This window comes from Martelella limonii, assembly GCF_013344475.1.
Lineage (GTDB): Bacteria > Pseudomonadota > Alphaproteobacteria > Rhizobiales > Rhizobiaceae > Martelella > Martelella limonii.
Genome location: NZ_JABUOU010000012.1, coordinates 1 through 22734, shown reverse-complemented (window position 1 = coordinate 22734; position 22734 = coordinate 1). Strand labels below are relative to the sequence as shown.

Genomic DNA, 22734 nt, shown 5'->3' with positions numbered 1-22734 from the left:
TCATGCTGCCTGCAGTTTGAGACGAACCAGGAGAAGCGACAGGGCCGCCGGCGTCATGCCATCAATGCGACTTGCCTGGGCGATGGTTGCCGGTCGCGCTGCCGAAAGCTTCCCCTTCAATTCATTGGAGAGGCCGGACAGGCCCGCATAGTCGAAATCGACCGGGATCACCCTTCCCTCATCTCGCTGCACATCCGCGATATCCGCCGCCTGGCGGTCGAGATAGACCGCGTAGGACGCCTCGATCTCGAGCGCGTTCCGCACCGGCGCCGGGATATCCCCGAGCTCCGGCCAGATAGCGCTGATGCCGGAGAAGTCCTGATCAGGGTAGGCCAGAAGCTCATAGGCCGTGCGTCGCTGGCCATCCTGGTTGAGCTTCAGGCCAAAGCGGGCCGCTTCATTCGGTGTCACCGAACGGCTTTGCAGCGCATCCCTGCCCTGCTCAATCGCTTCCATATAGGTGGAGAATTTCTCGCGACGCGCGCTGGATGCGATGCCGAGCGCAATCGCCATCGGTGTCAGCCGCTGGTCTGCATTGTCGGCACGCAACGTCAGGCGATACTCGGCCCGCGACGTGAACATGCGATAGGGCTCGGCGACACCCCTGCTCGTCAGGTCATCAATCATCACGCCGATATAGGAATCCGTCCGCGAGAACAGCACGGGCTGATTGCCGCCCGCGCGCATCGCGGCGTTCAGCCCAGCGACCAGACCCTGGGCGCCGGCCTCTTCATATCCCGTCGTGCCGTTGATCTGCCCGGCAAGGAACAAGCCGCCAAGCTTCTTCAGCTCAAGCGATGACGTCAGCTCGCGGGGATCGACATGATCATACTCGATCGCGTAGCCAGGCTGAAGGATCGTCACCTTTTCCAGACCGGGTATGGCATGGATGAAGGCGTCCTGAACGTCCTCCGGAAGCGAGGTCGAGATACCATTGGGATAGACCGTATGGTCATCAAGACCCTCGGGCTCCAGGAAGATCTGATGGCCGTCGCGGTCGCCGAAGCGCATGATCTTGTCTTCCACCGACGGGCAGTAGCGCGGACCCACGCCCTCGATCTGACCTGAATACATCGCCGAAAGGCCGATATTGTCGCGGATGATATCATGAACCGCCTGCGTGGTGCGGGTAATCCCGCAATCGATCTGGCGATTGCGGATCTCTGTGGTCATAAATGAAAAGGGCGTCGGATCATCATCGGCACCCTGCAGATCGAGCGATGCCCAGTCGATGGTGCGGCCGTCCAGGCGTGCGGGCGTGCCGGTCTTCAACCTTCCAAGCGAAAGGCCGAGACGCGCAAGCGTCGCGGAGAGGCCGACAGACGGCGCCTCCCCCACCCGACCCGCAGGAATCTTCCGATTGCCAATATGGATAAGACCGCGCAGAAATGTGCCCGTCGTCAGAACCGCGGCCTTGCAGGCGAAGCGCCTGCCGTCGGCGAGAATGACAGCCGTCACCTGGCCCTGGTCGGTCTCGAGATCGAAGACGTCACCTTCAACGATGTCGAGATTGTCGGTTTCGGCAAGCGCTGCCTGCATCGCCTCCCGGTAAAGCTTGCGATCAGCCTGGCTCCGTGGGCCGCGGACCGCGGGTCCCTTGCGCCGGTTCAGCATGCGATACTGGATCGCAGCCGCATCCGCCACCCGGCCCATCAATCCGTCAAGCGCATCGATCTCGCGTACAAGATGGCCCTTGCCCAACCCGCCAATCGCCGGGTTGCAGGACATGACGCCGATGGTATCGGCGCGGTGGGTGATGAGCGCGGTCTTTGCGCCGGCGCGCGCGGCAGCACTTGCGGCTTCAGAGCCTGCATGGCCACCGCCGATGATGATCACATCATAGGACATTCGAGACTCCATGGCTCGACGGGTCAATTCCCGGAGCCGCATTGCTCTGCATCAATCAGCAGAAACTGTTGGGTGCATCCCTTTACCGCGCCGTTGTGCAGCGAGATCAGGCGCAAGTCAAGCCGGCTCACCTCAAGCCAAGCAGAGGAAAGCCGAGATGTGTTTCACGTGAAACACGCCTTGGCTATTTACCGACACAGAAGGAGGAAAAGATGACATCCAGAAGGTTCTCGACATCCACCCGCCCCGTGATCCGGCCGAGCGACAAAGCGGCCGCCCGCAGCGATTCCGCAGGAATTTCCGGCGACGCGTCGCGCCTCTCGATAGCTTCACCGATATGGCCGAGCGTCTGCCGGAGATAGCCAATCTGCCGGTCACGAACCGGAAGGGAGAACGAAGCGCTTCCCAAACGCACTGCCAACCTTTCCCCGATTGCTTCAACCAGAGCATCCATGCCCTCACCGGTTCTGGAGGAGATCACCAGGTCATAAGGGAAAGGATCGTACTCACCGCCCTCATCTATCCTTGTACCGATAGCCAGCACATCGCCTGAAAAATCCTCAGGCGGCGTTCCGCTCCGGACATCTGCGAGCGACAGAACCAGATCCGCCTCCGCCAGCAATGCCCTCGCCCGCCGGACACCCTCAACCTCGACCAGATCAGCGCTGTCACGCAGGCCAGCCGTATCGCAAAGCCGAACGGCATAACCGCCAATATCGAGGTTCACTTCCAGCACGTCGCGGGTGGTGCCGGCGATCTCGGTCACGATTGCGACCTCGCGCCGTGCCAGCGCATTAAGCAGGCTGGACTTGCCGGCATTGGGCGGCCCGGCGATCACGACGCGATATCCATCGCGGATGATCTCCCCTGCCCGACTGCCTTCAAGATGCGCCTGGATCGCGTCCGATATGCGGGTGACTTCGGCCCAGATCGTCGCCGAAACGGAACCGGGTATGTCTTCCTCATCGGAAAAATCGAGCTCGGCCTCGATCATCGCCCGCGCATGGGTCAATCTTTCGGCCCAGCCCTCATAAAGCTTCGAAAGCCCACCATTCGCCTGCTCCATCGCAAGGCGGCGCTGCATTTCCGTTTCGGCCGATATCATATCGGAAAGACCTTCCGCCTCGACCAGATCGAGCTTGCCGTTCTCGAATGCCCGGCGGGTGAATTCACCCGCTTCCGCATGGCGAAGACCCGGCATCGCGGAGAGGCAATGGAGCATCGCGCGCACAACCGCCCTGCCGCCATGAAGATGAAGTTCGATGCAATCTTCGCCGGTAAAGGACGCCGGGCCCTGGAAGGCAAGCACGAGAGCCTTGTCGATCGTCAATCCGTCGGCATCGCGAAGGCTCATCAGTTGCGCCCTGCGCGGCTCCGGCACCTTTCCCGCAATAGCGGCACAGGCTGCAAAGGCCTGTCCTCCGGAGAGCCGGATGACGGCGACACCCGATGGGAGCGCACCGCTTGAAAGCGCGTAGATTGTGTCTGATGACATGGGATAACCAAATTATAACAGTGCCTTAAGGAAAAGAGGCTCTGCGTGTTGCGGAGCCGTTTCGCGCTTGTAGAGCTTGGATCGTCTCAGCCGGCCCGTCAAGCAGATAGGCGACAGGGGCTGGACAGGATCGGCGCTGAACACAGGCCTCAGGCGCAGCGCAGCGGAAGCAAGACGCATCTTTTCCATGCAACATGATCGGACGAGGCCGAACTTTTGCCTCTCCCGCACGCTTGCGGGAGAGAATTTCCGGAGCTTGAAAGGCCCTGATCGCTCAGCGCCCTCCTCTTTACGTGTTCATCGACTCGAAGAACTCGGCGTTGTTCTTCGTCTGCTTCAGCTTGTCGATCAGGAACTCGATGCCATCCGTGGTGCCCATCGGGGCAAGGATGCGGCGCAGGACGAAAATCTTCTGGAGATCCTGGCGCGGCACCAGCAGGTCTTCCTTGCGGGTACCCGACTTGAGGATATCCATGGCCGGGAAGATGCGCTTGTCGGCAACCTTGCGATCCAGCACGATTTCCGAGTTGCCCGTGCCCTTGAATTCTTCGAAGATCACTTCGTCCATGCGGCTGCCGGTATCGATCAGCGCAGTCGCGATGATCGTCAGCGAGCCGCCCTCCTCGATGTTACGGGCAGCACCGAAGAACCGCTTCGGACGCTGCAGCGCATTGGCGTCGACACCGCCTGTCAGCACCTTGCCGGAAGACGGCACAACGGTGTTGTAGGCACGGCCAAGACGGGTAATCGAATCGAGCAGGATGACGACGTCACGGCCGTGCTCGACTAGGCGCTTCGCCTTTTCGATCACCATTTCGGCGACCTGCACATGACGGACCGCCGGTTCATCGAAGGTGGAGGAAACCACTTCGCCCTTTACCGAGCGCTGCATGTCGGTCACTTCCTCGGGGCGCTCGTCAATCAGGAGAACGATCAGGAAGCATTCCGGATGGTTGGCGGTGATCGAATGGGCAATGTTTTGCAGCAGCACCGTCTTGCCGGTGCGCGGCGGGGCCACGATCAGGCCGCGCTGGCCCTTGCCGAGCGGCGCCACCAGGTCGATGACGCGGGCGGAATGATCCTTGGAGGTCGGATTGTCGAGCTCCATCTTGAAGCGCTCGTCAGGATAGAGCGGCGTCAGATTGTCGAAATGAACCTTGTGGCGGATCTTTTCCGGATCGTCGGAATTGATTGTGTTGACCTTGAGAAGCGCGAAATAGCGTTCGCCTTCCTTCGGCCCGCGGATCGGCCCTTCAACCGTGTCGCCGGTCTTCAGCGCGAAGCGGCGGATCTGGGAGGGCGAAATATAGATGTCGTCGGGACCGGGCAGATAATTGGCATTGGCCGAGCGCAGAAAGCCGAAACCGTCCTGCAGAACCTCGACCACACCTTCACCGATGATCTCCACCTCTTGCGTTGCAAGCACCTTGAGAATGGCGAACATCAGCTCCTGCTTGCGCATTGTGCTGGCACCCTCGACTTCGAGGGATTCGGCAAAGGCAAGAAGATCGGTAGGCGTCTTACTCTTCAGTTCCTGAAGCTTCATTTGAGACATGAAGAAAACCGTGATGTTGTCATGATGAAAGAAAAGCCGATTGCGCTTGTAGAGCAGTGCCAATTTGCATCGGCAGGGGGTACTTTCGCGTAGGCCTTTTGGATGAGTAGGCCGGAAGATACTGATTTGCTCGAGGCGTTACAAGGGCAAAAACAGCAGTTTTATCCCCAGAAACCGGCTAAATCGTTCATCAAATGATTAAAATGGCTTCAAAACCACCATAATCACGATAATGATCATCAACACGGTTGGTATTTCGTTAACCATGCGCCAGTGCTTTGCGCCCTTCAGCCGCTTGTCGGCGCCGAAGTCCTTTACGGACTTGCTGAAATAGCCATGCGCGCCGGAAAGAAGCACGACTGCGAGAAGCTTCACATGCAGCCAGCCGCCGGAGAAGCGGAAGCCTTCCCAGGCAAGATAAAGCCCGAACACCCATGTCAGGATCATCGCCGGATTCATGATCACCTTCATCAGGCGATGCTCCATGATCTTGAACGTTTCCGACTGCTCGGAACCGGGCACCGTGTCGGCATGGTAGACGAACAGGCGCGGCAGGTAGAACATGCCCGCCATCCAGGCGATCACCGCCATGATGTGGATCGCCTTCGCCCAGAGATAAAAGTTGTCGCGGTCGAAGATGAAAAGCCCGAGACAGAGCGCCAGAAACACCAGAAGGGCCGTCATCGCCCGGCTCGATGCCTTCTTGCCGGTTGCATTTTCAGTCGTCATGACGGCTTTCCTTCAGGGGTCTGGCAGGGGTCTGGGTTAAAGGGCGGCCCGGCCGGCTTGTTCGGCAAGGCATCGCTGATGCAGAGCAGGCTCTTGCAGGCCAGTGCTATTCCTCGCCCCGCACGAGCCGCACCAGCGCTGCAACATGCTCGGGATCGGCTTCCGGCGTGATGCCGTGCCCAAGATTGAAGATCAGGGGCCCGTCCGCAAGGGCTTCCAGAATGGCGAGGGCGCGGCTTTTCATCGCATGGCCGCCGGCCACCACCGAAAGCGGATCGAGATTGCCCTGCACCGGCCCATCCTTCTGCAGTTCCCTTGCCATTGCAAGCGGAACCGTCCAGTCGAGGCCGATAGCGTCAGCGCCGGTCTTCTGGCGGTATGAGAAGAGGTTGCTCCCGGCCCCTTTCGCAAACGCAATGATCTTCGCTTCCGGCCGTGCGCTGCGCACCTTGTCGACGATCCGCTTCACGGGTGCTGCAGCGAAATCGGCGAAATCCTCCTCGGACAGCACGCCTGCCCAGCTGTCGAAGATCTGCACGGCATTGGCGCCGGCCTCGAGCTGGCGGATCAGGTAATCGGCGGAAAGATCGGCGAGGTAATCGAGCAGTGCCAGGAATTCCCGCCGGTGGCGGTAGGCAAAAAGCCGCGCCGGCGCCTGGTCGGAGGTGCCGCGGCCGGCAATCATGTAGGTGGCGACCGTAAACGGCGCGCCGCAGAAGCCGAGCAGCGTCGTTTCTGCCGGCAGCTCATGGCGGATCCGCTTCACTGCCGCGATCACCGGATCGAGCCTTCCGGCATCATAGCTCTTTTCCAGAGCCATAACGCCGTCTGCGTCGATCGGGTCGAGCCTTGGTCCCTCACCTGCCTCAAAGCGCACATTCCGCTTCAGCGCATCGGGGATCACGAGAATGTCTGAAAACAGGATGGCTGCATCAAAGCCATAACGGCGGATCGGCTGCAACGTGACTTCCGTTGCGAAGTCCGGATTGTAGCAAAGATTGAGGAACCCCCCTGCCGTTTCGCGCACTGCCCGATATTCGGGAAGATAGCGTCCTGCCTGGCGCATCAGCCAGATCGGCGGCGGGTTCACGGTTTCGCCGTTCAGCACCCGTTCCAGTGCTCTTTTACCCATATCCCCAGCCTCGCCTATTAATGAATCTGTTTATGTTCTTGTTTCTTTTATTTCTTAGAGTCTGTGACGATCAAGGATTAAAGCTTTTGCCGTGGTCATGAGTCTTTTCCCCGGTTTCAGCATTTTCTTATTCCCCCTTTTTCATCTTTTTCTGAAGAATCGGGGAAAGTCGCGCATTCACCAATGGATTCAATGCCTGCGGCGACTGGCGCGAGAGGGAAAGCCTGTGTAAAACCCTCGGACAAACAGGAAGGGCGGTGAACTTGTCCCCGTTTTCAACAGTCGGGATTTTCCGCTTTCGACATTTGAGCGCATGTGGATAAAGCTTGTGATTACCCACAGGCGAAAACCGGGCCCGCGAAATCCTGACGGTTTGTCCCGTGTTATGAACAGCAGGCAAAGGACATCGTGGAAAACCGCAAAAACTTCTTTCACCTGCATCTCATCTCTGATTCGACGGGCGAAACACTGATCTCGGCAGGTCGGGCCGTTTCGGCCCAGTTCGGCGGTCACGAACCGATCGAGCATGTTTATCCGCTGATCCGCAGCCGCAAGCAGTTGCTGCCCGTTCTGCGCGCGATCGACGAAGCGCCCGGCATCGTGCTCTACACCGTCGTCAATGAGGAGCTCTCGGCCTTCATCCACGAGATGTGCCGCGATATGGGTGTTCCGAGCGTCAATGTGCTGGAGCCGGTGTCGACCGTGTTCCAGACCTATCTCGGCACCACGCTGCAGCGGCGCGTCGGCGCGCAGCACAGTCTCAACGAGGATTATTTCGCCCGCATCGAGGCGCTCAATTTCGCGATGGAGCATGATGACGGCCAGATGCCCGAAACCTATGACGAGGCCGATATCGTCATCCTGGGCATCAGCCGCACCTCGAAGACGCCGACCTCCGTCTACCTCGCCAATCGCGGGGTGAAGGCCGCAAACATCCCGATCGTGCCGGGCGTTGCCCTGCCCGACAGCCTTTGTCGCGCCAAAAAGCCGCTGATCGTCTGCCTGATCGCGTCGACCGGGCGGATTTCCCAGGTGCGCGAATATCGCGAGTTCGGCGCTGGCGCCGATCACGGCAAGAGCGAATATACCGACCGGGCGATGATTGCCGAGGAGCTGAAATATGCCCGCAGCCTCGCCGCCCGCAATGATTGGCCGATCATCGATGTCACCCGCCGCTCGATTGAAGAGACGGCGGCGGCGATCCTTGCCCTCAAATATCAACGCGATGCGGAAAACAGACAATGAATGACGACCGGAAACGCCCCGCCATCGTGCTTGCCTCCACCAGCCCGTCGCGGCAGGCGCTGTTGAAGAACGCAGGTATCACCTTCAAGGCGATCAAGCCCGCGGTGGATGAGCGCGCAGCCGAAGCGCCCTATCTCAGGATCGGGGCAACACCGGCCTTTCTTGCTGCCCTGCTGTCGCGCGAAAAGGCGCTCGATGTCTCGCGGCGCGCACCGGATGCCTTCGTCATCGGGGGCGATCAGGTCATGGAATTTGCCGGAAAACCCTATTCGAAACCGGAAAGCCGGACGGAAGCGCGTGCGCATCTTCAGCGTCTGTCGGGCCGCAGCCACACGCTGATCAGCGCCTTTGCGATCGCCTGCAACGGCGTCGTGGTTCACGAGGCGGCAGAGACGGCGACGCTCCATATGCGTCCGCTGGACGATCAGGCGATCGAGCGCTATCTCGCGCTGATACCCGATGACACGCTTTTCTCCTCCGGCGTTTACCAGCTTGAAGGACCCGGCGTGCAACTGTTCTCGCGGATTGAGGGCGATTTTTTCACGATACTGGGCCTGCCGATGCTGTCACTGCTTGAGGCCTTGCGCAAACTGGGAGCGATTGATGAGTGATTCACGTGAAACGGCAAGACCGACAGCCTGCGTTATCGGCCATCCTGTGGATCAGTCGCGCTCACCCCTGGTTCACGGTTACTGGCTGAAGAAATACGGCATCGCCGGCGACTATGTCCGCCAGGATGTCGCTCCCGGCGAAATCGAGACATTCATGGAGGGGCTGCGCTCCGGTGAAGCGGGTTATGTCGGCTGCAATGTCACCATGCCCTACAAGGCCGCAGCCTTCGAACTCGCCGACGAGCGCGATGAACTTGCCACCACGCTCGGCGTGGCCAACACGCTCTGGGTCGAGGATGGCCGCATCCACGCCACCAATACGGATGGCTTCGGCTTTGCCGGCAATCTCGATGATCAGTATCCGGGCTGGGATTATTCAGAACGCGCGGTCGTGCTTGGGGCCGGCGGCGGCGCGCGGGCCGTGGTGCTCGCCCTGAAAAACCGCGGCTTTTCCCATGTCCACATCGTCAACCGCACCCTGGCGCGGGCATCGGAACTTGCCTTCCAGCTTGGCGACCGGGTTCATGCCCATGATATGGACAATCTCGAAGCGGTCATGGAAGGCGCGGGTCTGTTCGTGAACACCACCTCGCTCGGCATGAAGGGCGGCGCGGTTCCCGATTTCGACTTCTCGCCGCTCCACGAAAACGCGATCGTCGCCGATATCGTCTATGTGCCGCTTCATACGCCGATCCTGAAACAGGCGAAGAGCCAGGGCTTCAGAACGGCAGACGGGCTTGGCATGCTGCTCCATCAGGCCGTTCCGGGCTTTGAGAAATGGTTCGGCAGAAAGCCGGAGGTCGATGATGGCCTGAGGGCGGAACTTCTCGCCGATCTGGGTGAAACCGAATGATCATCGTCGGCCTCACCGGCTCGATCGGCATGGGCAAATCGACGACGGCAGGCTTTTTCAAGGAGGCCGGCATTCCGGTCTTCAATGCAGATGAAGCCGTCCATCAGCTCTATCAGGGAAAAGCGGTGGATGCGGTCGAGGCCGCATTTCCGGGCGTCGCGCGCGAAGGCGTCATCGATCGGAAAAGGCTCAGCGCAGCGCTTGCCGGGAACCGAGAGAATTTCAGGACGCTCGAAGCCATCGTTCATCCCATGGTCGGTGAGGAACGCGCGGCCTTTCTCGAAAGCGCCCGCGAAGACGGCGCTCCGATCGCCCTGCTCGATGTTCCCCTGCTGTTCGAAACCGGCGGCGAGCGTCAGGTCGATTATGTGGTGGTTGTCACCTGCGATCCTGAAATCCAGCGCGCCCGTGTCCTGGCACGGCCCGAGATGACAGTGGAAAAACTGGAAACCATCCTGAAACAGCAGCTTCCCGATGGCGAAAAACGCGCCCGCGCCGACTATACTGTCGACACCGGCCATGGCATCGACGCGGCGCGTGCGGCGGTTACCGCGATCATTGCCGATTTGAAAGAACGGGGCGCCCGCCCACCAAGGGACAGCATCTGATGAAGGCTCAGCGCGATATCATCTTCGATACCGAAACCACCGGCATGGACAAGCATGACGACCGGGTGATCGAGATCGGCGCCGTCGAACTGCTCGACCATTTTCCAACTGGCCGGACGTTCCACGTCTACATCAATGCCGATGGCAAGACGGTTCATCCAGAAGCCTTGCAAGTACATGGAATCACTGATGAATTCCTGAAGGACAAGCCGAAATTCGCCGACATTGCCGATGAGATGCTGGCCTTTTTCGAAGGCGCGCGCTGGATTGCCCACAACGCGTCCTTCGATATGGGCTTTATCAATGTCGAGCTCGGAAGGCTCGGCAAGGGGCCGATCTCGGACAATCTTGTCGTCGATACGCTGGCTCTCGCGCGCCGCAAGCATCCGATGGGTCCCAACAGCCTCGACGCGCTCTGCAAGCGCTACTCGATCGACAACGCCCACCGGACCAAGCATGGCGCGTTGCTCGATGCGGAACTGCTGGCGGAAGTCTATATCGAGATGTCGGGTGGCCGGCAGGCGGCCTTCCGGCTCGTCAATGCGGGCAGCGCGGAGGAATATGATGCCGACGGCAATGTCCGTAAGCTCCCTCCCCTCGTCCGGCCCCGGCCGCTTGCGCCGCGCATCCATGCCCATGAGCAGGACGCCCATGCCAGAATGCTCGACGGTATCGGCGAAAAGGCCCTGTGGCATTCGGTCTGGCCGAAATAGCAGATTGGGGCGGACGGCCGCAGGCAGGCGCATCAAGCTGCGTGAACGGGCAGTCCCGGCATCTGTCACGGTGAAACTGGTCGCCTCAGCCGCTTCGCTGAACGCGCCACCCCACAGGCGTCATCCTCGGGCTTGGCCCGAGAATCCAGGCAATTTTGTACTGTCTGGGAAAATGCCAATATAAATCAATTGCTTGCCCAGTGTGGATGCTCGGGTCGAGCCCGAGCATGACACCTCTTGCCGAGGCGTGCGAGCACGCCGAAGACACGACCTCATGAGGAACCTGTGTCGGCCGCCTCAGCTCACATATTTGCGCCAGTCGTGCTGTTCCTTGAACCCCAGAACCTCGCGGATCTTGCGGTTGGAAAGCGGCGCCTCATATTCATCCATCTCGCGCGTGATCGGTGAATTGGGCGCGTTCTTCGCCAGAAACGATGTGGTCGGCTCATTGGCGGTGATCGTGTCGTTGGTGGCGTTGAACACCTCGAAACCGAGCCCGTCCTTTTCAAGGCACAGATCGACGATCTGGCCGAGGTCGCGGGCATCGATATAGCTCCAGGCATTGCGCTTGCGCGATTGCGGGTTTTCCAGGAAGGCGGGGAAATTCTTGTAGTCTTCCGGCGAGATCACATTGCCGATCCGCAGCGCATAGATATCGGCGCCGAAGCGCATGGCGAAGGCACGCGCGGTCTTCTCGTTGCAGACCTTGGAAAGCCCGTAGCTGTCCATCGGATCGACGTCGTAATCCTCTTCGAGCGGAAACGAATGAAAATCCTTGTCGCCTTCGGCAAAGCAGACGCCATAGGTGGTCTCGCTGGAGGCGATGATCACCTTCTTCACGCCAAGCTTCATCGCCGCCTCGATGACATTGTAGGTCGAGACGACATTGGTCTGGAACGTCACATTGTCGGGCTCCAGCAGCACGCGCGGCACGGCGGCAAAATGGACGACGGCATCTGGCGCCTTGGGCAGGTCCCCGCTTTCATAGCCGTCGAAGCCGAAATGCATCGACAGCGCGTTGAACACCGAACCGCTGTCGGTCAGGTCTGTCAGCAGCGTGTTGACGCCCGGGTGATCGAAAGGCTTCAGGTCTAGATTGAGGATCGAATGGCCCTTGTCCAGCAGATAGGGAATGACGTCGCGGCCGGCCTTGCCGCTGCCGCCGGTGAAAACGATACGCTTGCTCATGAAATCCTCACTTCCCGTCATTTCGGAAGGGCCGGCCCTCGTCGGCCCCGGTCTGCGGTGTCTCCGCCAAGGCCGGTTCTATCGCCTTTCTCCCCTCCCCGACAAGCGCCGGCGGCGATTTCTGCCTCAAGCGATGGCAGGCTTTGCGTGGAATGATGCGTGCCGCCGGCTTCAGCCGGTTCCCTTCAAGGCTCTGAGGCTCTAAGCTCGCCCCGGTTGACGCGTGCTCAACAACAGGACATGGCAGCAACAGGAAGGCCGCATGGCGAGAAAAACCGGTACATCTTCCCGTCTTGACGATGCAGCGCGCGCAGGCTGGCTCTATTACGTTGCCGGCCGCACGCAGGACGAGATCGCGGCCGCCATGGGCATTTCGCGCCAGAGCGCCCAGCGCCTGGTCTCGCTTGCGATGTCCGAGCGGTTGATCAAGGTCCGGCTCGATCATCCGATCGCCGAATGTCTGGCGTTGTCGGCCGCCCTTCAGGATCGGTTCGGCCTGAAACAGGCGACTGTCGTGCCAAGCGATCCGGGCTCCGAGAATACGGTCGCCGGCATTGCCGAAGAAGGAGCGGCCGAGCTTGAGCGCTGGCTTAAGCGCAGCGAGCCCGCAGTGATCGCCATGGGCACGGGGCGCACGCTGAGAGCCGTCGTGGAACAGCTTCCGCCGATGGATTGTCCCCAGCACCGCATCGTCTCGCTGACCGGCAATATCAGTCCGGATGGGTCTGCCGCCTATTACAACGTCATCTTCCTGATGGCCGATGCCATCAATGCCCGTCATTTTCCGATGCCGCTTCCCGTGCTCGTCTCCACCCCGCAAGAACGCCAGCTGTTTCACGCCCAGCCCATGGTCCGCCCGACGCTCGAACTCGGCGCCAAGGCCGATGCGATCTTTGTCGGCATCGGCGAACTCGGAAGCCGCGGCCCGCTGCTGGTCGACGGGTTCCTGACCGCCGGGGAAATGGCTGAGCTGGAACAGGCTGGCGCGGCTGGCGAAATCTGCGGCTGGATCTTCGATGACAATGGCGAACTGCTCAACCATCCGATCAGGGAGCGGGTCGCCAGCATTCCCCTGCCCGTCAATGACGGCGCCACTGTGTTCGGCCTTGCCCGTGGCGCGCGCAAGCACAGGGCGATCCGCGCGGCTGTGCGCGGCGGCAAGATCAATGCGCTGATCACCGATGAGGATGCCGCGCGCTATCTCCTGAAGGACTGACGGGCTGCCCAAAGCGCGGCAGGAGCGCATGAAATAGCCGCCTCAAGGTTGATTTTGCCGCAGGCTTGAATATGTAGAGCCCCGACAGCCCGTGCCGCTCGGGCGCTTCCTTGACGCCGCCCGAAAGGACACGCCGATGCAGACGCCCTATTACCTCATCGACAAGAAACGCCTCACGGCGAACATGGAAAAGATCGCCTGGCTGCGGGAGGCCTCCGGCGCCAGGGCGCTGCTGGCGCTCAAATGCTTCGCCACATGGTCGGTTTTCGATCTGATGAGCCAGTATATGGACGGCACCACTTCGTCCTCGCTTTACGAGGTCAAGCTTGGCTACGAGAAGTTTCCCGGCGAGACCCATGCCTATTCCGTGGCCTACGCAGAAGACGAGATCGACGAGGTCCTCGCCAATTGCGACAAGATCATCTTCAATTCGATCGGCCAGCTGTCCCGTTTTGAAAAGCAGTCCGCTGACAAGATCCGGGGCCTGCGCGTCAATCCGCAGGTGTCGAGCTCCGGCTTTGACCTTGCCGATCCCGCCCGCCCGTTCTCGCGTCTTGGCGAACACGATCCAGACCTGATCGAGCCGGTCCTCGACAAGGTCTCCGGCTTCATGTTCCACAACAACTGCGAAAACGAGGATTTCGATCGCTTCGATGCCATGCTTTCGGTGATCGAGGAGCGGTTCGGCCATCTCCTGTCGCGGCTTGACTGGGTGAGCCTTGGCGGCGGCATCCATTTCACCGGCGAGAACTATCCGCTGGAAACGCTTGCGGCCCGGCTGAAGGCGTTCTCGGAAAAATACGGCGTCCAGGTCTATCTGGAACCCGGCGAGGCCGCTATTACCGGCGCTGCGACGCTTGAGGTGACGGTGCTCGACACGCTCCATAACGGCAAGGATCTGGCGATCGTCGATTCATCGATCGAGGCCCATATGCTGGACCTGCTGATCTACCGCGAGCGCGCAAAGATCCTGCCCGACACCGGCCCGCATAAGGTCATGATCTGTGGCAAATCCTGCCTTGCAGGCGATATTTTCGGCGAGTTTTCCTTCGAGCAGGCAGTGAAGGTCGGCGACCGGCTGTCGATCGAAAACGCCGCCGGTTATACCATGGTCAAGAAGAACTGGTTCAATGGCGTGAAGATGCCCGCGATCGCGCATCGCGAACTTGACGGAACCATCCGCCCCGTGCGCCAGTTCGGTTATGAGGATTATGTCGCGAGCCTGTCGTGATGTGAAGTGTATGTGCTGGTTGATCGACCAGAACGGATGAAACCGGAGACGTTGTCCTGATGAAGAAGAATGTCCTGATTATCGGCGCCGGCGGCGTCGCCCAGGTGGTGGCGCACAAATGCGCGCAGAACAATGACGTGCTGGGCGATATCCACATCGCCTCGCGCACCAAGTCGAAATGCGACGCAATCATTGAAAGCGTTCACGACAAGAAGGCGATGAAGCAGGAAGGTGTTCTCGAAGCCCACCAGCTCGACGCGCTCGACATTCCGGCAACGGTTGCGCTGATCAAGAAGACCGGCGTCGAGATCGTCATCAATGTCGGCACGGCCTTCCTCAACATGTCGGTGCTGGAAGCCTGCCTTGAAACGGGCGCCGCCTATATCGACACGGCAATCCACGAAGAGCCCGACAAAATCTGCGAAACCCCGCCGTGGTATGCAAACTACGAGTGGAAGCGCAAGGATCGCTGCGCCGAAAAGGGCGTCACCGCCATTCTCGGCGCCGGTTTCGATCCGGGCGTCGTCAACGCCTATGCCCGCCTTGCCAAGGATGATTATGTCGACGACATCACCGACATCGACATCGTCGACATCAACGCCGGCAATCACGGCAAGTACTTCGCCACGAATTTCGATCCGGAAATCAATTTCCGCGAGTTCACCGGCGTCGTCTATGCCTGGCAGAACAATGAGTGGACCACGAACAAGATGTTCGAGATCGGCCACGAGTTCGATCTGCCGGTCGTCGGCAAGCAGAAGGCCTATATGTCGGGCCATGACGAACTGCATTCGCTGTCGAAGAACATGGGCTCCCCCAATGTCCGCTTCTGGATGGGTTTTGGCGATCACTACATCAACGTGTTCACGGTTCTCAAAAGCCTCGGCCTGTTGTCCGAACAGAAGGTAAAGCTCGCCGACGGTCAGGAAGTCGTGCCGCTGAAGGTCGTCAAGGCCGTGCTGCCCGACCCCTCCTCGCTTGCGCCCGGCTATACCGGCAAGACCTGCATCGGCGATTTCGTGAAGGGCACCAAGGACGGCAAGCCGGCCGAAGTGTTCATCTACAACGTCTCCGACCACAAGGAAGCCTATAACGAGGTCGGCTCGCAGGGCATTTCCTTCACCGCGGGCGTTCCCCCCGTCGCAGCCGCCATTCTGGTCGCTTCCGGCGAATGGGACGTGAAGACCATGGCGAATGTCGAGGAACTGCCGCCGAAGCCGTTCCTGCACATCCTGAACCAGATCGGCCTGCCGACGCGGATCAAGGATGAGAACGGCGACCGCGCGCTCGATTTTTCAAAGTGACTTGAGATCCGGCGCGGCTTGTCAAAACAGGCCGCGCCGGCTTCAGATTGCAAGCCCGAACTGGATCTCGATCCGGTGATAACCGGCCTTCGCGCCGTTCCACGCATGATAGATTTCCGTGCTCTCGCCAGAGAAGACATGGCGCGCGCGAGCGATCGCCTCCACAAGCGGCGCGCAACCCTTCGTGAACAGACCCCGCATCGTCCCCCGCCAGATGAAATGAATTTTTCTTCGGCCAGTGTCCTGCACGCCATGAGAGGGTTCTCCAGCGGGCCATCCATGCTAATGATAGCGGCAAAATGGTAGGGAAAACACGCTCATGTCGCTTCAGGACAAACGCATCCTTCTGATCATTTCCGGGGGCATCGCGGCCTATAAGAGCCTCGACCTGATCCGGAGGCTGAAGGAGCGCGGCGCGGCGGTCACCCCGGTGATGACGACTGCGGCGTGCGAATTCATCACCCCGCTCGCCGTCGGCGCGCTTGCCGGCGGGCATGTGTTTACCGAGCTGTTTTCGCGCGAGGACGAGCAGGATGTCGGCCATATCCGGCTAGCCCGCGAGCATGATCTCATCCTGGTTGCGCCTGCAACGGCAAGCCTGATGGCGAAGATGGCGGCCGGCATCGCCGATGATCTGGCGGGCGCGGTGCTGCTTGCCCGCGATTGTCCGGTTCTGATTGCGCCTGCAATGAACCCGAAAATGTGGTCGGCGGCGCCGACGGTCCGAAATCTGGCGACCCTTGAGGCTGACGGCGTGATGACCGTTGGCCCTGGCACCGGGGAAATGGCAGAGCGCGGCGAGGCGGGCAAGGGTCGGATGGCCGAACCGCTCGACATTGTTGCTGCCGCCGAGAGAGCGCTCGCCCCTTTGGAAACGGCTTCAAAGCCGCTTTCCGGAAAGCGCGCGATCGTGACCTCGGGCCCGACCGTCGAGGCGATCGATCCGGTGCGCTATATCGCCAATCGCTCCTCCGGCCGCCAGGGGCATGCGATCGCGGTAGCGCTCGCGGCGCTTGGCGCAGATGTCACGCTGGTCACGGGCCCGGTCAGCATCCCCGATCCCGCGGGCGTCAAGCCCGTCCATGTGGAAAGCGCGCGCCAGATGCTGGACGCCGTGGAGAAAGCCCTTCCCGCCGATATCGCGGTGATGGTCGCAGCCGTTTCCGACTGGCGGGCGGAAGATGAAGCTGCGCAAAAGATGAAGAAGAAGCCCGGCGAACCGCCGCCGCCGCTGAAGCTCGTCGAAAACCCCGACATTCTCAAGACCGTCGGCCATCACGCCGCTCTGCGCCCGGCGCTGGTGGTCGGCTTTGCCGCCGAGACCAATGATGTTGCCGCCTATGCCAGCGACAAGCTTGCCCGCAAGGGCGCCGATCTGATCGTCGCCAATGACGTTTCGGAAGAGGGCGTGATGGGCGGGGCGCGCAACCGCGTCACGCTGGTGACGAAGGAGGGCGCGGAAAGCTGGCCCGCCATGGACAAGACCGAGGTCGCAACCCGGCTTGCCGCCTGGATTGCCGCCCGGTTCTGATCACTCGGTTTCCATCCGCCAGCGCGGCCAGGTGATGGTGATCCGCGCGCCCTCGGCATTTTCGAAGGCAAGCGTTGCGCCCGAACGCTCCAGCAGCGTCTTGGCAATGAACAGGCCAAGGCCGAGCCCGCCGCCGCGCTTGTCGCCCTGCCGCTCTCCCTGACGGTCTGACACGAAGGGATCGCCGATGCGCGACAGGATGTCGGGCGCATAGCCGCCGCCGTCATCGCTGACGGTGATGGTCACGCGCGTGGCGTCGTGGCGGGCCGTCACGGTCACGGTGCGGTCTGCATGCTCCGCCGCGTTCTCGATGATATTGCCGAGCCCGTAGAGGATTGCCGGATTGCGCTGGCCCACGGGCTCCGGGCCCTCTCCCTCGACCTCGATCTGCATGTCCGCAACGAATGGCCGGTGGGGCGCTGCCGCCTCTTCCACCAGCGAGGACAGTGGCATTCGCCGCATATGGCTTTCGTCCTCCTTCGACAGTGATGCGATGCGCGAGAGAATGTCGCGGCAGCGCTGGCTCTGGCTGACGAGAAGCTGAACGTCCTCTCCATGGATCGGATCGTCACCGAGATCGCGCGCCATTTCCTTGGCGACGACCGCAATCGTGCCGAGCGGGGTGCCGAGCTCATGGGCGGCGGCAGCGGCGAGACCATCGAGCTGGGAAAGATGCTGCTCGCGCTGCAGCACCAGTTCGGTTGCCGCCAGCGCATCGGAAATCTGCTGGGCCTCGAGCGAGATGCGGCGGGCATAGGCTGCAGCGAAACTCAGCATCGAGACGATCGCGATCCAGATGCCGAATTTGAGCACCGGCTCGATTTCAAGCGTCAGCCCCGCATACCATGGCAGCGGAAAGGGCGCGATCGCCAGGATCGTGACCCCGCCAATCGCAAGCACCAGCAGCGCCACGGCATAGCGCAGCGGCAGCGCGGTGAACGAGATGATCACGGGCACCGTAATCAGCGGCACGAACGGATTGGCAAGGCCGCCGGTGAGGAAGAGCAGGGCGGTCAGCTGCATGACGTCGAAACCGAGCAGCGCAAATGCAAAGCGCGGCTCCACGCGCTGGGTCGCCGGAAAGCGCAGCACCAGCAGAAGATTGCCGATTGCAAGTGCGGCGATCAGCGCGAACACCGGTATGACAGGCAGCGAGAAATCGATGCCGAAGGCGACGAAGGTGACGGTTGTCGTCTGGCCGGCAACCGCCAGCCATCTGAGCCACACCAGGGTCTGCAGGCGCAGGCTGGAGCGGCGGTCCTTTGCCACCATTTCTGCGGGTGGTGCGGTCATGGCCGGTCTCCTCTCAGGTGCCGCGCGGTTTTGCCCGGCGCGTCGGTTCGGCGCTGGCCGGGTCTTCCGGCCAGAGATGCTTGGGATAGCGCCCGCGCATATCCGCGCGCACATCCTTCCAGGAGCCTGCCCAGAAGCCCACGAGATCGCGGGTGGTCTGGATCGGGCGTCCGGCAGGCGAGGTCAGCTCCAGCAGCAGCGGCACGCCGCCGGCAATCACAGGATGGGCCTTTTGCCCGTAGAGCATCTGCACCCGGATCGAAAGAACCGGCTCGTCGCCATCGTAGCGGATCGGCAGCCGGTCTCCGGTGGGCGCTGTAAAATGCGTGGGCGCGAGCTTTTCCAGCTCATTGGCAAGCGGGTAGGGGATCAGCGATTTCAGCCCGTCGGCAAGGCTTGCGGGCCTGATCGAGGCAAGCGATGTCTGGCCATCCTGAAATGGCGTGAACCAGAGATCGAGGCTCCCGATCAGCCCGGCATCGCTGACATCCGGCCAGGGATCACCGAGCTTGCGGTGCAGGAAGCCGATCCGTTCGCGCAGATGCGCCGCCTCTTTCGGGAAATCCAGCAGGGCAAGACCGTGCGTGCGCAGACCGTCTGCGAGCGCTTCGGCGGCAGCGGCGCCGGAGGGGCGCTTGCCAGCCCGTTCCTCCAGCACCAGCGCGCCGAGACGGCGCACATGGCGTGTGCGCACCGAAAGGCTCTCGCGCACGAACACGCATTCCTCCGCGGTCTCGACATCGGGATGGGCTTCGACGGCGCCTTGCGCAAGCGGCGCGGCTGCGAGGATGCGTCCCCTGGCTGCCGAGCCGGTGAGGTCTGCGATCACCAGAAACGCCTGGCCTGCCAGCGGATCGTCTTCGGCGAGTTCCGCGCCACGGCCGTTTGCCATCAGGTAACGCCCGCGTCCGCCTCGCGCCATGGCAATCCGGTCCGCAAAGGCGTGCATCAGCGCTTCGCCGGCATCGAAGGGGCGTTCAGCATTTCCATGACCTGCCGATTTCGCGATCCGATCGGCAAGTCCGCGGGCCGCTTCGGCGCGCGTGGAACGCTCGGCCGCAAACCGCCTCAGCCGTTCCGAAAGATCGATGCCGTTTCCGCCAAGGCCCTGTTCGCTCATCAGTACGGCAAGCCGGGCCGCATCGCGCCCATGACCCTCACTTGCTGCATGAATCACCATGGCGGCAAGGCGTGGGGGCAGGGAGAGCGTGCGGATCCGCTCGCCGGTTGCGGTCAGCCGGCCGTCATCATCCAGCGCGCCGAGCGTTGTCAGAAGCCTTTTGGCTTCCTGGAAGGCGGGCTTCGGCGGCTGTTCGGCGAAGGCAAGCGCTGTCGGATCGCCAACGCCCCAATGCGCCAGATCGAGCACGAGGCCGGAGAGATCGGTCTTCAGGATTTCCGGCGGGCTGAAGGGGGAGAGCGCTGCGGTCTGGCCCTCATGCCAGAGCCTCAGCGCGATGCCCGGCGCCGTGCGCCCGGCGCGGCCGGCCCGCTGATCGGCCGCCGCGCGCGAGACCTTTACCGTTTCAAGCCGTGTGATACCGGTTGCAGGTTCGAAGGCCGGCTGGCGTTGCAGGCCGCTGTCGATGACGATGGTGACGCCGTCGATCGTGATCGAGGTTTCGGCAATCGAGGTGGCGAGCACGACCTTGCGGCGTCCGGCGGGGGCAGGGCGGATCGCGGCATCCTGTTCGGCGCGGGTGAGATTGCCGTAAAGCGGCGCCACATCTGTATCTTCGCCGACGCGGGCCTGCAGCCGCTCGGCGGTGCGGCGGATTTCGGCCTGGCCTGGCAGAAAGGCGAGGATCGAGCCTGTCTCTGCATGGAGCATGTCAAGCACGGCATCGGCGACGCTGTCCTCGATGCGCGTTTGCGGCGGCCGCGCGCGATAGCGGATATCGACCGGATAGGCCCTGCCTGTGCTTTCGATCACCGGGGCATCGCCGAGAAGGGCGGAAATGCGCGCCACATCGAGCGTTGCCGACATCACCAGGATCCGGAGATCCTCGCGCAGGCCGGAGCGGATGTCGAGCGCCAGCGCAAGCCCGAAATCGGCGTCGAGCGAGCGTTCGTGAAACTCATCGAAGATCACGGTCGAAATACCGGAAAGTTCCGGGTCTTCCAGCGCCATGCGGGCGAACACGCCCTCCGTCACCACCTCGATCCGGGTCCGTGTCGAAACCCTGGTGTCGAGCCGCATCCGGTAGCCGACGGTGCCGCCCGGTTCCTCGCCGAGAAGGGCTGCCATGCGGAAGGCGCTGGCGCGCGCTGCCAGGCGACGCGGCTCGAGAAGGATGATCCGACCCTCGGGTCCGTTCTCGAGCAGGTGAAGCGGCACCAGCGTGGTCTTGCCGGCGCCGGGTGGTGCCGAAAGAACGGCCACCCCGCTTTCATCCAGCGCCGCGGCAAGCGGCGCCAGAACGGCGGTTACGGGTAGCGCGCGTGCTTCATCCTTCATTCTTGCCGGTCCTGCTTTGCTTCGCACCCTGATAGAACAAAAGCCGGGTCCGGGCAAAGCGCGTCTGGCGGCGAAGGGTCTGCGGACGGGGTTTCAGGACTCCCCTTGGCGCGCCGTCAGGAATTCCTCGATCCGGCCTGCCAGCTCGAAGGGCTCCTGGCCGACGGTTTCGAGGTGGATTTCGGGGTCTTCGGGGCGCTCATAGGGCGATGAGATGCCGGTGAAATTCGCGATCTCGCCGGCCATCGCCTTCTTGTACAGCCCCTTCGGGTCGCGTTCGGCGCAGATCTCGATCGGCGTATCGACGAAGACTTCGATGAACTCGCCGTCCTCCATCATCTCGCGGGCAAGCCGGCGTTCGGAGCGGAACGGCGAGATGAACGAGACCAGCACGATCAGCCCGGCATCGGCCATCAGCCGCGCCACTTCGGCAACCCGGCGGATGTTTTCCACGCGGTCCTCGGCGGTAAAGCCGAGATCGCGGTTGAGGCCGTGGCGAATGTTGTCGCCGTCGAGCATGTAGGTGTGCTTGCCCCTGGCGTGCAGCATCTTTTCCAGCGCATTCGCCACCGTCGATTTTCCGGAACCTGAAAGGCCGGTGAACCAGAGCACGGCAGGCTTTTGCGCCTTCAGATCCGCGCGGGCCTGCCTGTTGATGTCGATGGCCTGCCAGTGGACATTCTGCGCCCGTCTGAGCGCGAAATCGATCATGCCGGCGCCGACCGTCCGGTTCGAGATCCGGTCGATGATCACGAAATTGCCGGTGATCCGGTTGGCAGTGTAGGCGTCGAAGACGATCGGCTGCTGGGTCGATAGATTGCAGACCCCGACGGCGTTCATGTCCAGCGACTTGGCGGCCTCATGGGCGAAGCTGTTGACGTCGACCTGGTATTTGAGCGCGGTGATGGTGGCGGGCGTCTGGTCTGCCTCGGTGCGCAGGATATAGGAGCGGCCGGGCAGCATCGGGTCAGCATCGAACCAGATGACCTTTGCCTGAAACTGGTCGGCGACATCGGGCCTTGCATCGGGCGCTACCAGGATATTGCCGCGCGAGACCTCGATCTCGTCTTCAAGCACCAGCGTCACGGCCTGTCCGGCCTCGGCGCGTTCAAGATCGCCATCCATCGTCGCAATCTGGCGGATGGCGGACGTCTGGCCGGACTTTGCCACCGTCACCCGGTCGCCCACGGCAATCCGGCCGGATGCGATCTCGCCGGCAAAGCCGCGGAAATCGAGATTGGGGCGCGTGACCAGCTGCACCGGCATGCGGAACGGCTTTTCGGCGAGATCGGTCTCGACCGGAACCGTTTCCAGATGTTCGAGCAGATGGGGACCCTTGTACCAGGGCATGTTGGCAGACGGCGCAGTGACATTGTCGCCGTAACGCGCCGAAATCGGAATCGGCACGATGGTTTCGAAGCCGAGATCCTTCGCAAACGCCATATAGTCGGCAACGATCTCATCATAGACCGCTTCGGAATAGTCCATCAGGTCGATCTTGTTGATCGCGACCACGATGTGGCGGATGCCGAGCAGCGAGGCGATGAAGCTGTGGCGGCGCGTCTGGGTGAGAATGCCCTGACGGCTGTCGACCAGAACGATGGCGAGATCGGCGGTCGAGGCGCCGGTTGCCATGTTGCGGGTATATTCCTCGTGGCCGGGGGTATCGGCAACGATGAACTTGCGCTTGTCGGTCGCAAAGAAGCGATAGGCGACATCGATGG

At 61.7% G+C, this 22734-nt stretch carries 19 protein-coding genes; 9 read left to right on the top strand and 10 right to left on the bottom strand.

Annotated features, from left to right (window positions below; all coding sequences use genetic code 11):
* From mnmG to hemE, 5 genes are all read right to left on the bottom strand, one after another.
* Positions 1–1848, bottom strand: a complete 1848-nt coding sequence (gene mnmG / locus HPQ62_RS19065; protein WP_174804188.1) for a tRNA uridine-5-carboxymethylaminomethyl(34) synthesis enzyme MnmG — start codon at positions 1846–1848, stop codon at positions 1–3.
* 184 nt (positions 1849–2032) lie between these two features.
* Positions 2033–3343, bottom strand: a complete 1311-nt coding sequence (mnmE, locus tag HPQ62_RS19060) for a tRNA uridine-5-carboxymethylaminomethyl(34) synthesis GTPase MnmE (RefSeq protein WP_174804187.1) — start codon at positions 3341–3343, stop codon at positions 2033–2035.
* A 289-nt stretch (positions 3344–3632) separates the two neighbouring features.
* Positions 3633–4898, bottom strand: coding sequence for a transcription termination factor Rho (gene rho, locus HPQ62_RS19055; RefSeq protein WP_174804186.1), 1266 nt, complete (start codon positions 4896–4898; stop codon positions 3633–3635).
* A gap of 198 nt (positions 4899–5096) precedes the next feature.
* Positions 5097–5627, bottom strand: coding sequence for a protoporphyrinogen oxidase HemJ (gene hemJ / locus HPQ62_RS19050; protein WP_174804185.1), 531 nt, complete (start codon positions 5625–5627; stop codon positions 5097–5099).
* Positions 5628–5733: 106 nt separating this feature from the next.
* Complete coding sequence (gene hemE / locus HPQ62_RS19045) at positions 5734–6759, bottom strand: uroporphyrinogen decarboxylase (protein WP_174804184.1); 1026 nt, start codon at positions 6757–6759, stop codon at positions 5734–5736.
* Between the two features lie 408 nt (positions 6760–7167).
* On the opposite strand from hemE, the gene HPQ62_RS19040 reads away from it, so the two are divergent.
* Genes HPQ62_RS19040 through dnaQ form a run of 5 tightly spaced genes read left to right on the top strand, consistent with a single transcriptional unit; the run spans position 7168 to position 10789 of the window.
* Positions 7168–8004 carry a pyruvate, phosphate dikinase/phosphoenolpyruvate synthase regulator gene (locus HPQ62_RS19040; RefSeq protein ID WP_174804183.1) on the top strand — a complete coding sequence of 279 codons (837 nt, stop codon included), beginning with the start codon at positions 7168–7170 and terminating at the stop codon, positions 8002–8004.
* Positions 8001–8615, top strand: a complete 615-nt coding sequence (locus HPQ62_RS19035; protein ID WP_174804182.1) for a Maf family nucleotide pyrophosphatase — start codon at positions 8001–8003, stop codon at positions 8613–8615. The genes HPQ62_RS19040 and HPQ62_RS19035 overlap by 4 nt, the downstream gene beginning before the upstream one ends.
* The gene (locus HPQ62_RS19030) at positions 8608–9468 is read left to right on the top strand and encodes a shikimate dehydrogenase (RefSeq protein ID WP_174804181.1); all 861 of its coding nucleotides are present in this window, start codon (positions 8608–8610) and stop codon (positions 9466–9468) included. The genes HPQ62_RS19035 and HPQ62_RS19030 overlap by 8 nt, the downstream gene beginning before the upstream one ends.
* Positions 9465–10076: a dephospho-CoA kinase gene (gene coaE, locus HPQ62_RS19025; protein WP_174804180.1), complete on the top strand. Its 612-nt coding sequence runs from the start codon at positions 9465–9467 to the stop codon at positions 10074–10076. The genes HPQ62_RS19030 and coaE overlap by 4 nt, the downstream gene beginning before the upstream one ends.
* On the top strand, positions 10076–10789 hold the full coding sequence (gene dnaQ, locus HPQ62_RS19020; RefSeq protein ID WP_174804179.1) for a DNA polymerase III subunit epsilon: 714 nt from the start codon (positions 10076–10078) through the stop codon (positions 10787–10789). The genes coaE and dnaQ overlap by 1 nt, the downstream gene beginning before the upstream one ends.
* A 297-nt stretch (positions 10790–11086) precedes the next feature.
* Here dnaQ and HPQ62_RS19015 read toward each other — a convergent pair whose 3' ends face one another.
* Positions 11087–11977, bottom strand: coding sequence for an NAD-dependent epimerase/dehydratase family protein (locus HPQ62_RS19015; RefSeq protein ID WP_174804178.1), 891 nt, complete (start codon positions 11975–11977; stop codon positions 11087–11089).
* 262 nt (positions 11978–12239) lie between these two features.
* Here HPQ62_RS19015 and HPQ62_RS19010 point away from each other — a divergent pair, with 262 nt between their 5' ends.
* The 3 genes from HPQ62_RS19010 (at position 12240) to HPQ62_RS19000 (ending at position 15728) form a co-directional block, all read left to right on the top strand.
* Positions 12240–13193: a sugar-binding transcriptional regulator gene (locus HPQ62_RS19010; RefSeq protein ID WP_174804177.1), complete on the top strand. Its 954-nt coding sequence runs from the start codon at positions 12240–12242 to the stop codon at positions 13191–13193.
* Positions 13194–13329: 136 nt separating this feature from the next.
* On the top strand, positions 13330–14424 hold the full coding sequence (gene nspC, locus HPQ62_RS19005) for a carboxynorspermidine decarboxylase (RefSeq protein WP_174804176.1): 1095 nt from the start codon (positions 13330–13332) through the stop codon (positions 14422–14424).
* A gap of 59 nt (positions 14425–14483) precedes the next feature.
* Complete coding sequence (locus HPQ62_RS19000; protein ID WP_174804175.1) at positions 14484–15728, top strand: saccharopine dehydrogenase family protein; 1245 nt, start codon at positions 14484–14486, stop codon at positions 15726–15728.
* 42 nt (positions 15729–15770) lie between these two features.
* Here the strand turns inward: HPQ62_RS19000 and HPQ62_RS18995 are convergent, their stop codons facing one another.
* Positions 15771–15929 carry a hypothetical protein gene (locus HPQ62_RS18995; RefSeq protein WP_174804174.1) on the bottom strand — a complete coding sequence of 53 codons (159 nt, stop codon included), beginning with the start codon at positions 15927–15929 and terminating at the stop codon, positions 15771–15773.
* A gap of 118 nt (positions 15930–16047) precedes the next feature.
* Here HPQ62_RS18995 and coaBC point away from each other — a divergent pair, with 118 nt between their 5' ends.
* Positions 16048–17259: a bifunctional phosphopantothenoylcysteine decarboxylase/phosphopantothenate--cysteine ligase CoaBC gene (gene coaBC, locus HPQ62_RS18990; protein WP_174804173.1), complete on the top strand. Its 1212-nt coding sequence runs from the start codon at positions 16048–16050 to the stop codon at positions 17257–17259.
* Here the strand turns inward: coaBC and HPQ62_RS18985 are convergent, their stop codons facing one another.
* The 3 genes from HPQ62_RS18985 to nodQ all read right to left on the bottom strand — a co-directional run.
* The gene (locus tag HPQ62_RS18985; protein ID WP_174804172.1) at positions 17260–18552 is read right to left on the bottom strand and encodes an ActS/PrrB/RegB family redox-sensitive histidine kinase; all 1293 of its coding nucleotides are present in this window, start codon (positions 18550–18552) and stop codon (positions 17260–17262) included.
* Positions 18553–18565: 13 nt separating this feature from the next.
* A complete protein-coding gene (gene hrpB / locus HPQ62_RS18980) occupies positions 18566–21010 on the bottom strand; it encodes an ATP-dependent helicase HrpB (protein WP_174804171.1) in 2445 nt (814 codons plus the stop codon).
* A 93-nt stretch (positions 21011–21103) separates the two neighbouring features.
* A partial coding sequence (gene nodQ / locus HPQ62_RS18975; protein ID WP_174804170.1) for a bifunctional sulfate adenylyltransferase/adenylyl-sulfate kinase NodQ occupies positions 21104–22734 on the bottom strand: 1631 nt, incomplete at its 5' end.